Here is a 13,066-nt window from a genome sequence, read left to right as displayed (position 1 = left end):
CTCCGGGCCGATGGACAGGCTATCAGCCCGCAACACTCTTTCAGCCCCGAGGTTTGCGCCATGATCCCCAGTTCATTTCCCGACAGCTCTGAAATTGCCCGCCTGACCGCGCGGATGCTGCTGGAGATCAAGGCCGTTCACTTCAACTCGCGTGAGCCGTTCACGCTGGCCAGCGGCCTGCCCAGCCCCACCTATATCGATTGCCGAAAGCTGATCTCATACCCACGCATCCGCTCGACCCTGATGGACTTCCTGACCGTCACGGTGATGCGCGAGGCCGGGTTCGAGGCGTTTGACAATATCGCGGGCGGCGAAACGGCCGGCATCCCCTTTGCCGCCATGGTCGCCGAGCGGATGGCCCTGCCGATGACCTATGTGCGCAAAAAGCCCAAAGGTTACGGTCGCAACGCCCGTATCGAAGGCGCGATGAGCGAAGGGGAACGCGTGCTGCTGGTCGAGGACCTGACCACCGATGGCGGCTCGAAACTGTCCTTCGTCGATGCGATCCGTGAAACGGGCGCGACCTGCGGCCATACGGCAGTGATCTTCTACTACGGCATCTTCCCCGAGACCGAGAAGACCCTCGGCGATCACGGCGTGAAGCTGCATTCGCTGTGCACTTGGTGGGACGTTCTGGCCGAGGCCAAGGCGCAAAAGGCCTTTGACGAAGAGACCCTTAGCGGTGTCGAAGCCTTCCTGAACGACCCGCGCGGGTGGCAGGACGCGAACAAATCGTAAAATTCGGCCTGTGGGTAAGCTGGGGATAGTTGATTTTCGAATCGATCCAAAGCGCGCCTATCTAGTCGAATTGCGCGCCCATCACACCAAATGTTGCGATAGCTTTCGTCCCGTGCAAAACTGGGCGGAAGTTATCCCCATTCAGATGGGCAGTTATCCCGAAGCCGGGGGCGGTTATACCAACTTACCCCCATTCATTTGCAGATAGCTTGAACTGGGGCTTGGCGTGTAGAACCTCGGAACGGGCAGCGGGGACAAGATGAACGAGATCAGCAGTATCGAGCAGGCAGCGGCGCAGATTCAAAACGCCGAGACCATGCCGCATTCAATTGAGGCCGAGCAGCAGCTTCTGGGCGCGATCCTAACCAATAATGACCTCTATGACCGGGTTGCTTCGATCATCGGGGCGGAGCATTTCTACGACCCGGTTCACTCGCGGATTTACGAGGTCGCAGCCACGCGCATCGCCAAGAATGCGCTGGCTTCACCCGTGACGCTGAAATCCTTCATGGCGGATGACGAGGGCCTGAAGGAGTTGGGCGGACCCGCCTATCTGGTCAAACTCGCCGGGGCCTCGATCAGCGCCTTCGCGGTGCATGACTACGCTCAGATGATCTATGATTTGGCGATCCGGCGCGAGCTGATCCGGCTCGGCCGCGACATCTCGGACAAGGCGGCACGGGTCGATGTGTCTAGCGAACCGAAAGAGCAAATCGTCGAGGCCGAGCAACAACTCTACCAGCTTTCCGAGCAGGGCCAGACCGAACAGGGTTTCCAATCCTTCCTCAAGGCGGTCACAGAAGCCGTTAACGTCACCAACGAGGCGTATCAGCGCGGTGGCGGCATGGCGGGGATTTCCACCGGTCTGGCCGACTTGGACAAACAGTTGGGCGGGTTGCACCCATCGGACCTGATCATTCTCGCGGGTCGTCCGTCGATGGGTAAAACCTCGCTAGCGACCAATGTGGCGTTCAACGTAGCCAAGGCTTACAAGCGCGGGCTGAAACCTGATGGCAGCGAAGGCGCGATTGATGGTGGTGTAGTTGGGTTCTTCTCGCTTGAGATGAGCGCCGAACAGCTGGCGGGTCGTGTTCTGGCCGAAGCCTCGGAAATCTCCAGCCACAAGATCCGTCAAGGTGACATGACCGAGGCCGAGTTCCGCCGTTTCGTCGATGCCGCCAAGGAACTGGAAGCCTGCCCGCTGTTCATTGACGACACGCCCGCCCTGCCGATCTCGCAGCTCGCGGCGCGCGCACGGCGGTTGAAGCGGACGCATGGGTTGGACCTGCTGGTGATCGACTATTTGCAGCTGTGCCGGGGCATGTCCGACAACCGCGTCAACGAAATCGCCGAGATCTCGATGGGCATGAAGGCCATCGCCAAAGAGCTGAACATCCCGGTCATCGCCCTGTCCCAGCTGAGCCGTCAGGTGGAAAGCCGCGACGACAAACGCCCTCAACTGTCCGACCTGCGGGAATCGGGCTCGATCGAGCAGGATGCCGACGTGGTGATGTTCGTATTCCGCGAGGAATACTACAAGGAACGCGAAAAGCCCGGCGATCACGAGCTGGAAAAGATGGAAGAGTGGAAGCAGGCCATGGAGCGCCTGCATGGCAAGGCCGAGGTCATCGTCGGCAAGCAGCGCCACGGCCCCATCGGCACGGTCGAGCTGTCGTTCGAGGCGCAGTTCACCCGCTTTGGCAATCTTGTCAAACCCTGGCAACAGGGCGGCGAGATCGAAGGGTACTAATAGTCACCTTTCACATTCAAACAGCCGATTTTGAATGCCAATCGTCGTGTGTTAGTGTGTACTGAATGACGGCACGTACTGCCGGATTTTAGCAAGGCCTACGTCATTGCCCGCAATCATCTCGGAAATACGATACAGAAACGGGCCGAATTTTGCGCCGGACGGCGATTTCATCGAAATCCGCGTTCCGACCGGTACGGATGTCTCGGGCCTGAGGGTGCAGGTTTACAACGCCAATGGCTCCGTCCGGAGCTCCACGGATGTCGACACTGCGCCGGTGAACACGGTCAGCGGTTTCGACTATTACGTGGTCTCTGCCCGCATCAACCGGCTGGGCGCGGTGTCGCTGGATGACAATGGCGCTGTGCTCAGTTTTGTGTCCTTCGACAATGAGGTCACTGCAACACAAGGCGCCGCCAGCGGGCAGACCTCTACCCAGATCGGCAGCAACGGAACAGATGACACCTCGTCCCTTACCTCGACCGACGGGGTGAATTTCGTCGAGAACCCCAACCCGAGCCCCGGCGCGCCCTGTTTCACGGCAGGCACTCTGATCGGCACGCCACGTGGCAACGTTCCCGTTGAGGCACTCCGCGCCGGAGATCAGGTTCTGACTGAAGATGGCCCGCCCGAGGCGCTGCGTTTGACCCTGTCGCGCAGCCTTAGCCGGGCCGAGTTGATAAAGACCCCGCGGTTGTTTCCAGTTCGCATCGTCGCTGGCGCGCTTGGGCAATCGCTGCCGAAACGTGATCTTATGGTCTCGCGCCAGCATCGGATGCTGATCCGATCTCCGATTGCGCAGCGCATGTTCGGGACCGAATCCGTTTTGGTCTCGGCTATTCAATTGACCCGAATGCCCGGCGTTTTCGTCGACACCAGTGTCTCGCAGGTGACCTATCACCACCTTGTGTTCGACCGCCACATGGTGCTGTTTGCCGAAGACGCGCCCAGCGAAAGTCTGTTTACCGGCCCGCAGGCGCTGCAATCCATGGATGACGCCTCACGCGAAGAGTTGATGCTGCTGTTCCCGCAACTGGCTCTCTTTGCCGCCCCACAGCCTGCTCGCTACATTCCAAGCAATAAACGCCAACGCAAATTGGTGACCCGGCACCTTAACAACAACAAGCCCCTGCTTGACGAGCGGCGATAAGACGGGTCACCCGCGTGGGTCACTCTGAACGATCCGCCGTTCAAAGGACCTTTGACTTGTATCGCTGCACAATCCCGTTACGCGCATCACTGCCAGTCAAAAGCCCCTCAAACCTGCCCAAATTCCTGCGTCAGATGGCCGTATGCCGCCTATCTTGCGGATTTTCCAGGCAGGTTGTGTACGATCCCCTCTTGACCTGCCGCGTTCCAGTGTCATGAACAACTCCATGAGTACCGCACGTTTGACGATCAATCTTCAGGCGCTCGCCAGCAACTGGCGGGCGCTCGATGCTAAAACGGATGTCGAAACCGGCGCCGTCGTTAAGGCCGACGCCTATGGTCTTGGGGCCGAACCTGTCGCCTGGTCTCTGGCCGAGGAAGGTGTCCGCAAGTTCTTTGTCGCCGTCGCCGAAGAAGGCGCAGACGTTCGCGAGGCGGTCGGGCCCGGTCCGATGATCGCTGTATTCTCAGGTCATATGGACGGGGATACCGAGCTGCTGCGCGATCACGACCTGACACCCCTGATCAACTCGGGCGAGCAATTCCAACGCCACCAACAGGCTCTGCCTGAACATGGGTTCGGCATCCAGCTTGACACCGGCATGAACCGTCTGGGGTTGGAGCCCGCCGACTGGGCCGAGTTGCGCCCCAAGGCCGAGGCGTTGAACCCGGCGGTTGTGATGTCCCATCTGGCCTGCGCGGACGAGCCGGACCACCCGATGAACCAGCAGCAGCTGACCGCGTTTCGCGGGATGACTGATGGTATGACGGCCCCACGGTCTCTGGCCGCGACCGGAGGCACTTTGCTGGGACCTGAATTCCACTTTGACTTCTGCCGCCCGGGCATCGGCCTATATGGCGGGATGCCCTTTGCCGATGCCAAGCCCGTCGTCACCGTCGATCTGCCGGTCGTGCAGGTGCGTGACGTCGCGGTCGGAGAAACCGTAGGCTATGGCAACAGCTGGACGGCACGCCGCCCGTCGAAGATCGCAACCGTCACAGCAGGATACGCAGACGGCCTGCACCGTGCCATTGGCGGTGGCATTGACGCCTTCGCAGGAAACCAACCCTGCCCGGTCGTCGGTCGCATCTCGATGGACCTGATCACCATCGACGTCACCGATCTGGGCTTTGAGCCGGAGAAACTACGCATCCTCAACGGACATCAAACCGTTGACGATCTGGCCGAGGCTGCAGGCACAATCGGCTATGAAATCCTGACCTCTATGGGCCGCCGTTATTCACGAGGGTACGTGGAATGAACCCGCTGTCTCTGCTGGGTGGGTTGGGCCGCACAGTTCTGACCCTGCTGGCCGCGTTTGGGCGCGTGACCCTGTTTGCGCTGGATTCACTGTCGCATATCCTGCGCCCTCCCTACTACCCGCGCGAGATCGCGATGGCGCTGCTGAATATCGGCTGGCTGTCGCTGCCCGTGGTCGGCCTGACCGCCATCTTTACCGGCGGCGCATTGGCCCTGCAGATCTACGCAGGCGGCGCACGGTTCAATGCCGAGGCCGTGGTCCCTCAGATCGTTGCCATCGGCATGGTACGAGAGCTTGGCCCGGTGCTGGTCGGCCTGATGATCGCAGCCCGCGTGACCTCCTCCATCGCCGCCGAAATCGCCACGATGAAAGTGACTGAGCAGATTGACGCGCTGGTCACTTTGTCGACCCATCCGATGAAATACCTCACCGCCCCGCGCGTGCTGGCGGCGCTGATCACGGTGCCGATCCTTGTCGGTATCGGAGACATCATCGGCATCATGGGCGGCTATACGGTGGCGACACAAAACCTCGGGTTTAACCCGGCCGCCTATCTGCAAAACACGGTCAACTTCCTTGAAACCCGCGACATCGTCTCATCCCTGGTCAAAGGCGCCGCCTTCGGCCTGATCGCGGCAATCATGGGCTGCTACTACGGCATGAACTCGGGCCGAGGCGCCCAGGGCGTGGGCCGCGCCACCAAAGGCTCGGTCGAGGCCGCAGCCGTGCTGATCCTCGCCGCCAACTTCGTTCTGACAGGAGTGTTCTTCTCGCTATGATCCGGATGGAGAACGTCAAAAAGTCCTTTGATGACAACCACGTGCTGCAAGGCATGAACCTTGATATCCCCAAGGGCACCTCGATGGTGATCATCGGAGGGTCAGGCACGGGCAAATCGGTCGCGCTGAAATGTATCCTCGGCCTAATCAAACCCGACAGCGGTATGATCTATGTCGATGGCAAGGACGCCAGCAAGGGCGACCGAGACGCGTTTCTGGCGCGCTTTGGCATGTTGTTTCAGGGTGCCGCGCTGTTTGACTCGTTGCCGGTCTGGCAGAACGTCGCCTTCCGCCTACTGCGCGGCTCGCTGAAACGCCCCACGGATGAGGCGCGCGAGATCGCCATCGAGAAACTCCGCCGCGTGGGCCTGAAATCCAACGTCGCCGACCGCTTTCCGTCCGAGCTGTCGGGCGGGATGCAAAAACGCGTGGGCCTTGCCCGTGCCATCGCTGCCGAGCCCGAGATCATCTTTTTCGACGAACCCACAACTGGGCTGGACCCGATCATGTCTGGCGTCATCAACGATCTGATCCGAGAGATCGTGACTGAGATGGGCGCAACCGCCATGACCATCACCCACGACATGACCTCCGTCCGCGCGATTGCCGACAACGTTGCGATGCTGCATGACGGGGTGATCCAGTGGACCGGACCTGTGGGTCAGATGGATGCCTCGGGCGATCCATATCTGGAGCAATTCATCAGCGGGAGTGCAGAAGGGCCGATTGAGGCGGTGCGTTAATCTTCGCTCTTTGCCATCCACCTAGTCGAACGTTCGATAACGTCCTGCGGAATAGCTTCTGCGCGCCTTGTCTGCAGGTTGAGCAAGACGCATTTGAAAACAGTGGAAAATGTCGTTTTACTGTCCGCAACTCGAATTAGTTTGTGGCTGAAGGTCATGGATTTCGTTCCTACCTCCAGGATTTCGCTTTCCATCTGGATCGCTTCGCCAGCACTCAATTCCGAAAGGAAATTGCTGTCTGCATGGACCACCGCAAAGGATAGCTTTCGCCCCGAACGCATGTCTTCGGCCGTAAGCCCCAGCTCTGCCTGCAACGCAAAAACGGAATCCGAGCATGCAGCAAAATACTTGGACACATTCATATGCCCCAGAAAATCACAGTCCGATGGATCGACAATTGACTTGTAGGCCACAAAACCCGACATCGTTCCTCCCCGTCTAAAAAAAATTCAGTGGCGAGTACCGGTTTAAGTTAACCATAACAAAACATCGCCGCAAAATCAGAAATCTCGCCGAGACGCACAGCCAATGACCCTCCGCCTCGCTACCCTCTCCCTCCTGATCCTATACCCGATCGCGTGGTTCGCCCCACTGATGCGCGCGGGCCTGCTACCGATCTTCGGACTTTCCGAAATCAGCGTCATCACCGGCCTCCAATCCCTCTGGAAATCCGACATCTTCCTCGCGCTGGTCGTCACTGTCTTCGCTCTCTTCGCCCCCTACATCAAAACCATCGGCACCGCACTGATCCAATGGGACCTGCTGGATTCCCGCGTCCAACCCGCGCTGAACATCCTGGGCAAGCTCGCCATGGCCGATATCTTCCTCATCGCGCTCTACATCACGCTGGCCAAGGGGATCTCTTACGCGACCATCGAGACGGCGTGGGGCCTCTACCTGTTTACCGGCTGCATTCTGGCCTCGATCGCGCTGGGATATATTACCGAGATGACATCCACTTCACGAAAAGCTTAGACCGTGTTGATTGAAAACGCATTTCTAAGTATCATCTTTATATTTCGAGCAGCAAAGTTCTAGTGTGTACGGGTCCGCAGAGGATCACCTTGCGTGTTTGATATGTCCTCCGCTTCGGCCCGATTTGTATCGGTTTGAGAAGGAGATGGACGACCATGCCCGCCCTCAACAACATTACATTGCAATTTCAGAATGCCTTTTTAAGACTGACTTTTTTCATGATCTGCATCGCGGCTCTTGGCGCGGTGGTTGCAACCTCACTTTCGGCGCTAGGAGTTTTGCCCTGGCTCTCCCTTCAGGCCGGATTCGGCCAGACCGGCGTGATCGACGCTGGCATTTTTGTTCAGATCGGCCTGACCTGCCTGATTCTCATGCTGGGTTTTTACCTGCCTTCAAGCGCCCGGATGATGGCGCTCGAGAACGCGCACAGGAAGTTTTCGCTGAACATGCAGGACATCGTCGAGGCCTACCAAGTCGCCCATGCCGCAGATCGCAGCGGCGTCTTCGCTCTGGCCTCGGAATTCGATGCGGTCAAGGAGCGTATGGCCTTTCTACGCGACCACCCCGACCTTCAGGCGTTGGAACCTGAGATCCTGGAAACCGCTGCTCAGATGAGCCAGATCAGCCACGAACTGGCCGAAACCTATGGCAACGACCGGGTCGAACGCGCCCGCACATTCCTGAAGCAACGGCAGGAAGAGGTTGAACTGTTCCAGCAACGGATCGAGGACGCCCAGACCATCCTGCACGAACTCAGCCAATGGACGCGAGATATCGAGATCGAGGAATCCATCGCCAAATCCCAACTGACGCGCCTGCGGGACGAACTGTTCGAACTTCTACCTGAGCTTTCGGCGCAATTGCAGACACCTCCTGACGGCAGCGACCCAAGCGCCTCCAGCGTGGTCGCAATGTCGCCCCCTCGCGCCGCGGAATAAGCGCGTCAGCGCCCGGCGCACCCGATGGCCCGCAGGGCCTGAGGGCGCGGCGCGCCACCGGCGGAGATGAAAGCCCGCAAGGGCTTGAAGAACCGCCCATCCTCGGGCACCAAAGGCCTCATGGCAAAGACGACTTCTTTCTCCTGTTCGGCCTGCGGTGCGACACATACAAGATGGTCCGGGCGGTGCGACGCCTGCGGCGAATGGAACACGATTACTCAGGACGTGCCCCTGTCGGCGGGCCCGGCAAAGAAATCCCTCGGCGGCAAGCGGGGCCAGTCCATTGCACTCACGGACTTGTCGACCGAGGAGACCCCGCCACCCCGTACGCTCAGCGGGGTGGATGAGCTTGACCGCGTTCTGGGCGGCGGCCTCGTCCCTGCCTCGGCCCTGCTGGTGGGCGGAGACCCCGGCATCGGCAAATCCACCCTTCTGCTGCAAGCCGCCGCTCGGTTCGCCCGCGCCGGCGTCAAAACGATCTATGTCTCGGGCGAAGAAGCCAGCGCGCAGGTCCGTATGCGTGCTCGCCGTTTGGGGCTCGAGGACGCGCCGGTTCAACTGGCGGCTGAGACCAACCTGCGAAACATTCTGACAACGCTTGAGGCTGAAAAACCCGGCCTCGCCATCATCGACTCGATTCAGACCATGTGGGCCGACAATGTGGACAGTGCGCCCGGCTCGGTTTCACAAGTCCGGGCCGCAGCACATGAATTGACCACGTTTGCGAAACGACACGGTGTTTCGATCGTGATGGTCGGCCATGTCACCAAAGAGGGCCAAATCGCAGGCCCGCGCGTCGTCGAACATATGGTCGACACCGTTCTCTATTTCGAGGGCGAACGCGGCCACCAGTTTCGCATCCTGCGTGCCGTCAAAAACCGTTTCGGCCCTGCAGATGAAATCGGCGTGTTCGAGATGACAGGCAAAGGGCTGGCGCAGGTCACTAACCCGTCGGCCCTGTTCCTTTCGGAACGAGGGACGCCCAGCCCGGGCTCGGCCGTCTTTGCCGGAATCGAAGGCACCCGCCCCGTCTTGGTGGAATTGCAGGCACTCGTTGCCACGTCGCCGCATTCGCAACCCCGCCGTACCGTCGTCGGCTGGGATAGTGGGCGGCTGGCAATGATCCTTGCCGTGCTTGAGGCCCGATGCGGCATCCCCTTCGCGGGTCTCGACGTCTATCTGAACGTGGCTGGAGGGCTGAAGGTCAGTGAACCCGCCGCCGATCTGGCTGTTGCCGCAGCGTTACTAAGTGCACGCGAAGACAGCGCCCTGCCCGCTGATACGGTCGTTTTCGGAGAAATCTCGCTGTCCGGGGCACTTAGACCGGCCCCTCAGACCGAAAACAGGTTGAAAGAAGCACAAAAACTTGGTTTCACATCGGCAATCGCTCCGGCGGGCGGCAAAACCGGTACTGTGGCAGGTCTGACACTCACCCGACCCTCTGATTTGGTTGGGTTTGTTGGCGAAACCTTCGGAGCAGGTTAAAGTCCCGCCCTGAGGGGCAGAAAAAGAACAGGCGAGGGCCATGGAAGGTTTTACAATTATTGACGGGGTTGTGGCCCTGATCATCGTGCTGTCAGGCATTCTGGCCTATTCGCGCGGTTTCATGCGCGAGGTTCTTGCCATCGCGGGTTGGGTGGCAGCAGCTGTCCTCGCATTCATCTTCGCACCGCAGGCCGTGCCGCTGGTCAAAGAAATCCCGGTGGTCGGAGACTTCCTGCGCGACAGTTGCGAATTATCGGTAATCACCGGCTTTGCGGCCGTGTTTGCAATTGCCCTGATCATCGTCAGCATCTTCACGCCGCTGTTTTCGTCGCTGGTGCAACGGTCCGCCTTGGGCGGTCTGGATCAGGCGCTTGGCTTCTTCTTCGGCATCGCACGGGGCATCCTGCTGGTCGCTATCGCGTTCTTTGTCTACGACACCGTGATGACTGGCCAGTCCTACACTCTGGTAGACGAAAGCCGCTCGGCCAAGGTGTTTGAACAGTTCAGCACCCAGATCGAAGAACAAAACCCCGAGGCAGCGCTGGGTTGGGTCACTGCACAATACGAAGAGCTGGTGGCCAGCTGCACCGCAGGCGACTCGGCCCCTGCTGCGGAAACCACCGACAGCTAATTGATCAGACAGTTCATCGAAAAGCCCGGTCTCGCGCCGGGCTTTTTTCATTGAACAAACCCCTCACCCCCGCAGACCGTGCAGCGGGTGGTTTTCAACCCGAAACAGCCATCACAGCGGCTGGAAATCTGTTTACCCAGAATATCACGGCTTTTGACCACTTCACCTGCCCCATTGCAGATCGGGCACGGCGCACGCCCCATGCCGCGGCACCGATGGCAGCGCCTTTTGGGCGGCTCATCTTTCTTGTTTGGTGAGCGTTCCTGCCACATTCTGGCCCCCTCCCCGATAAGATCCGCGATGAAACTATGCATATGTCAGCACAAATGAATTCATATGTCACCACGCCGCAACTGAAGAAATCGGAACTGCGGCCTATAGAATTGTGATCCTTTGATGACAGCCGCGTTCTAAGGCAGTATGTGGAGGCCAAACTGCCACGGAATCGGAGCTGTCGGGTTTGTCCTTTCAATGTTCATCTGCCTGCAATGCGGTGATAATGCACCGTCTGGCCTGCAAGATACGAACGGTACGACCCCTCCCCATCCGGCCGTCACTCAACCCTCTCGTCAAAACGTCATAGAAATTGGAGCCCGTACATGTGTGGGATTTTGGGGATCGCAAGCCGGACACATGATGTGTTTGCGGAAATCTATGACGGGCTGTTGATGCTGCAGCACCGGGGTCAGGATGCCTCGGGGATCGTCACATATAACGGTGAGTTCTTTCGCGAGAAAAAAGCCAACGGTTTGGTCAAAGACGTGTTCAACGCGACGGACGCCGAAACGCTTCTGGGCAAGGTTGGCATGGGCCATGTGCGCTATCCCACGGCAGGGTCGCTCAGCGCGTCCGAGGCGCAGCCCTTTTTCGTCAACGCGCCCTACGGGATCTATCTGGTCCATAACGGCAACATCACTAACACGGCTGAGCAGCGCGAAAAAGTCACCGGCAAATACAGCCGTCACCTGCGCACCACGTCAGATTCCGAGATCCTGCTGAACGTTCTGGCCGACAAAGTGGCCGACGCGATCAAAGTGAACGGAAACGCCGAGCCCATCCGCAACATCTTTGCCGGAGTTAAGATGACGATGGAGCGTGTGCAAGGCGCTTACTCGGTCATCTGCCTTGTCGCCGGTGTTGGCATGCTGGCTTTCCGAGACCCAAACGGTATTCGTCCGCTTTCGGTTGCAATCCGCGAGACCGAGGGCGACGGAAATGACTACGCCTTCGCCTCTGAAGATGTGGCCTTTGGCATCAATGGCTTTACCAAGATCCGCGACCTGAACCCCGGTGAGGCCATCCTGATTGACCTGGACGGCAACATGCACGAGTTTCAGGCCGTCGAAGGCAAGCTGACGCCCTGTATCTTTGAATATGTCTACCTGGCCCGTCCGGATTCCCTTCTGGACGGCGTCTCAGTCTACAAAACCCAGATGCGTATGGGGCAAACGCTGGCCAAGCAGATCCAGGACTCGGGTCTTCAAATCGACCGGATCATCCCGGTTCCTGATAGCGCCCGCCCCGTGGCGCTTGAGGCCGCCAAGATCACCGGCATCCCCTATCGCGAGGGTCTGGTGAAGAACCGCTATGTCGGCCGGACATTCATCATGCCCGGTCAGGAAGAGCGCCAGAAATCCGTTCGCCGCAAGCTGAACGCCATTCCTCTGGAGTTCAAGGATCACAATGTGCTGCTGATCGACGACTCGATCGTGCGCGGCAATACGATCAAGAAGATCGTTCAGATGTGTCGAGAGGCCGGGGCCAAGAAAGTCTACATCGCCAGCGCCTCGCCACCGGTGAAGTACCCCAATGTCTATGGCATCGACATGCCCACCAAGCATGAGTTGATCGCCAACGGCAAGGAGATCGAAGAGATTCGCGCAGAACTGGGTGCGGATGCTCTGTTCTATCAGAACCTTGACGATCTGATCTGGGCCGCAAAAGAAGGCAACCCCGAGATCGAGGCGTTCGACTGTTCCTGCTTTGACGGCAACTACATCACCGGCAGCGTCAGCGGTGACTATCTCGACAGTCTCGAAAACAGCACCCGCGTCAGCAAAAAGCGCGAAGACATGCAGGTTGTTGGTGGGTCGTGGAACGCGGCGAAACTGGCGTCGGGCTAAAGAGACAACGCGAATCGGAAAACAACGCAGGCCGTGGGCATCGCCCCGGCTTTGGCTGGATTTTGCCGATAGGAATGACCTGATTGCAAAGGCTTCCGGCCCCCTCACCCCGCCGTGAGCTGATGCGAGCGGGGTGATCTTTTGATTTACTTTGCGGTTTGGTAGGCAGCGCTTCACCACCACTCACACAATCCACTCACACAAGGGGTTCGAACCGGGTTCGAGCCGCAGAAAATGCCAAATGCCAATGTCAAAAGCGCGGCCACGCAGCGGGGCGCGTTGAAAAGAAATTCGGTCTCGGTTCTGGGTGTCTTTGGCCCGAAAGCCGACCTGCGCGCGTTGATGCGCTTGTCATCGGGGCGTGTAAAAGAGGTCAAGCCAGGAAGCCGCGTGGCCTCAGGCACCGTTGTCGCCATTGATGAACACGGGATCATGCTGCGACAAAGCGGCCAGACCCGCCGGATTGGAATTCCGGGGGGCTAGCGCCCTCTTG

General features: G+C 59.1%; 14 protein-coding genes. 12 read left to right on the top strand and 2 right to left on the bottom strand.

The features are described 5' to 3' along the window. Nucleotides 1–60: 60 nt before the first annotated feature. The 6 genes from ACR0NO_RS00560 to ACR0NO_RS00535 all read left to right on the top strand — a co-directional run bounded on the left by ACR0NO_RS00560 (nucleotide 61) and on the right by ACR0NO_RS00535 (nucleotide 6,421). A complete protein-coding gene (locus tag ACR0NO_RS00560; RefSeq protein ID WP_170458556.1) occupies nucleotides 61–738 on the top strand; it encodes an orotate phosphoribosyltransferase in 678 nt (225 codons plus the stop codon). Between the two features lie 259 nt (nucleotides 739–997). Then, on the top strand, nucleotides 998–2,488 hold the full coding sequence (locus ACR0NO_RS00555) for a replicative DNA helicase (RefSeq protein ID WP_170466628.1): 1,491 nt from the start codon (nucleotides 998–1,000) through the stop codon (nucleotides 2,486–2,488). 106 nt (nucleotides 2,489–2,594) lie between these two features. Continuing rightward, on the top strand, nucleotides 2,595–3,638 hold the full coding sequence (locus ACR0NO_RS00550; RefSeq protein WP_480722622.1) for a Hint domain-containing protein: 1,044 nt from the start codon (nucleotides 2,595–2,597) through the stop codon (nucleotides 3,636–3,638). 226 nt (nucleotides 3,639–3,864) lie between these two features. Then, nucleotides 3,865–4,899 carry an alanine racemase gene (alr, locus tag ACR0NO_RS00545; protein WP_170676189.1) on the top strand — a complete coding sequence of 345 codons (1,035 nt, stop codon included), beginning with the start codon at nucleotides 3,865–3,867 and terminating at the stop codon, nucleotides 4,897–4,899. Further along, a complete protein-coding gene (locus tag ACR0NO_RS00540; protein ID WP_170548344.1) occupies nucleotides 4,896–5,678 on the top strand; it encodes an MlaE family ABC transporter permease in 783 nt (260 codons plus the stop codon). Before alr ends, ACR0NO_RS00540 begins: the two co-directional genes overlap by 4 nt. Beyond that, a complete protein-coding gene (locus tag ACR0NO_RS00535; RefSeq protein WP_480722621.1) occupies nucleotides 5,675–6,421 on the top strand; it encodes an ABC transporter ATP-binding protein in 747 nt (248 codons plus the stop codon). Before ACR0NO_RS00540 ends, ACR0NO_RS00535 begins: the two co-directional genes overlap by 4 nt. On the opposite strand, the gene ACR0NO_RS00530 is transcribed toward ACR0NO_RS00535, so the two are convergent. Further along, nucleotides 6,418–6,846 carry an acyl-CoA thioesterase gene (locus ACR0NO_RS00530; RefSeq protein ID WP_170486860.1) on the bottom strand — a complete coding sequence of 143 codons (429 nt, stop codon included), beginning with the start codon at nucleotides 6,844–6,846 and terminating at the stop codon, nucleotides 6,418–6,420. The genes ACR0NO_RS00535 and ACR0NO_RS00530 overlap by 4 nt on opposite strands. Nucleotides 6,847–6,949: 103 nt before the next feature. On the opposite strand from ACR0NO_RS00530, the gene ACR0NO_RS00525 reads away from it, so the two are divergent. The 4 genes from ACR0NO_RS00525 (at nucleotide 6,950) to ACR0NO_RS00510 (ending at nucleotide 10,450) form a co-directional block, all read left to right on the top strand. Further along, nucleotides 6,950–7,396, top strand: a complete 447-nt coding sequence (locus ACR0NO_RS00525; RefSeq protein WP_480722619.1) for a paraquat-inducible protein A — start codon at nucleotides 6,950–6,952, stop codon at nucleotides 7,394–7,396. A gap of 155 nt (nucleotides 7,397–7,551) precedes the next feature. Continuing rightward, nucleotides 7,552–8,334: a kinetochore Spc7 family protein gene (locus ACR0NO_RS00520; RefSeq protein ID WP_480722617.1), complete on the top strand. Its 783-nt coding sequence runs from the start codon at nucleotides 7,552–7,554 to the stop codon at nucleotides 8,332–8,334. 120 nt (nucleotides 8,335–8,454) lie between these two features. Further along, the gene (gene radA, locus ACR0NO_RS00515) at nucleotides 8,455–9,819 is read left to right on the top strand and encodes a DNA repair protein RadA (RefSeq protein WP_480722616.1); all 1,365 of its coding nucleotides are present in this window, start codon (nucleotides 8,455–8,457) and stop codon (nucleotides 9,817–9,819) included. 40 nt (nucleotides 9,820–9,859) lie between these two features. Further along, nucleotides 9,860–10,450, top strand: a complete 591-nt coding sequence (locus tag ACR0NO_RS00510; protein ID WP_170641868.1) for a CvpA family protein — start codon at nucleotides 9,860–9,862, stop codon at nucleotides 10,448–10,450. Nucleotides 10,451–10,544: 94 nt separating this feature from the next. Here ACR0NO_RS00510 and ACR0NO_RS00505 read toward each other — a convergent pair whose 3' ends face one another. After that, on the bottom strand, nucleotides 10,545–10,691 hold the full coding sequence (locus ACR0NO_RS00505) for a hypothetical protein (RefSeq protein WP_480722615.1): 147 nt from the start codon (nucleotides 10,689–10,691) through the stop codon (nucleotides 10,545–10,547). Nucleotides 10,692–11,049: 358 nt separating this feature from the next. Between ACR0NO_RS00505 and purF the strand changes: the two genes are divergently transcribed. Both purF and ACR0NO_RS00495 read left to right on the top strand, forming a co-directional pair. Then, complete coding sequence (gene purF / locus ACR0NO_RS00500; protein WP_480722614.1) at nucleotides 11,050–12,573, top strand: amidophosphoribosyltransferase; 1,524 nt, start codon at nucleotides 11,050–11,052, stop codon at nucleotides 12,571–12,573. A gap of 234 nt (nucleotides 12,574–12,807) precedes the next feature. Then, nucleotides 12,808–13,056, top strand: a complete 249-nt coding sequence (locus tag ACR0NO_RS00495) for a hypothetical protein (RefSeq protein WP_170373882.1) — start codon at nucleotides 12,808–12,810, stop codon at nucleotides 13,054–13,056. The last annotated feature ends 10 nt before the right edge of the window (nucleotides 13,057–13,066 follow it).

Source organism: Ruegeria sp. CL3, from assembly GCF_056536505.1.
This window is presented reverse-complemented; position numbering and strand designations above follow the sequence as displayed.

Excerpts from the sequence above, each read along its gene's own strand:
- ACR0NO_RS00560 (WP_170458556.1), top strand. The coding sequence starts at position 61 with ATGATCCCCAGTTCATTTCCCGACAGCTCTGAAATTGCCCGCCTGACC.
- ACR0NO_RS00555 (WP_170466628.1), top strand. The coding sequence starts at position 998 with ATGAACGAGATCAGCAGTATCGAGCAGGCAGCGGCGCAGATTCAAAAC.
- alr (WP_170676189.1), top strand. The coding sequence starts at position 3,865 with ATGAGTACCGCACGTTTGACGATCAATCTTCAGGCGCTCGCCAGCAAC.
- ACR0NO_RS00540 (WP_170548344.1), top strand. The coding sequence starts at position 4,896 with ATGAACCCGCTGTCTCTGCTGGGTGGGTTGGGCCGCACAGTTCTGACC.
- ACR0NO_RS00535 (WP_480722621.1), top strand. The coding sequence starts at position 5,675 with ATGATCCGGATGGAGAACGTCAAAAAGTCCTTTGATGACAACCACGTG.
- ACR0NO_RS00530 (WP_170486860.1), bottom strand. The coding sequence starts at position 6,846 with ATGTCGGGTTTTGTGGCCTACAAGTCAATTGTCGATCCATCGGACTGT.
- ACR0NO_RS00525 (WP_480722619.1), top strand. The coding sequence starts at position 6,950 with ATGACCCTCCGCCTCGCTACCCTCTCCCTCCTGATCCTATACCCGATC.
- ACR0NO_RS00520 (WP_480722617.1), top strand. The coding sequence starts at position 7,552 with ATGCCCGCCCTCAACAACATTACATTGCAATTTCAGAATGCCTTTTTA.
- radA (WP_480722616.1), top strand. The coding sequence starts at position 8,455 with ATGGCAAAGACGACTTCTTTCTCCTGTTCGGCCTGCGGTGCGACACAT.
- ACR0NO_RS00510 (WP_170641868.1), top strand. The coding sequence starts at position 9,860 with ATGGAAGGTTTTACAATTATTGACGGGGTTGTGGCCCTGATCATCGTG.
- ACR0NO_RS00505 (WP_480722615.1), bottom strand. The coding sequence starts at position 10,691 with ATGAGCCGCCCAAAAGGCGCTGCCATCGGTGCCGCGGCATGGGGCGTG.
- purF (WP_480722614.1), top strand. The coding sequence starts at position 11,050 with ATGTGTGGGATTTTGGGGATCGCAAGCCGGACACATGATGTGTTTGCG.
- ACR0NO_RS00495 (WP_170373882.1), top strand. The coding sequence starts at position 12,808 with ATGCCAAATGCCAATGTCAAAAGCGCGGCCACGCAGCGGGGCGCGTTG.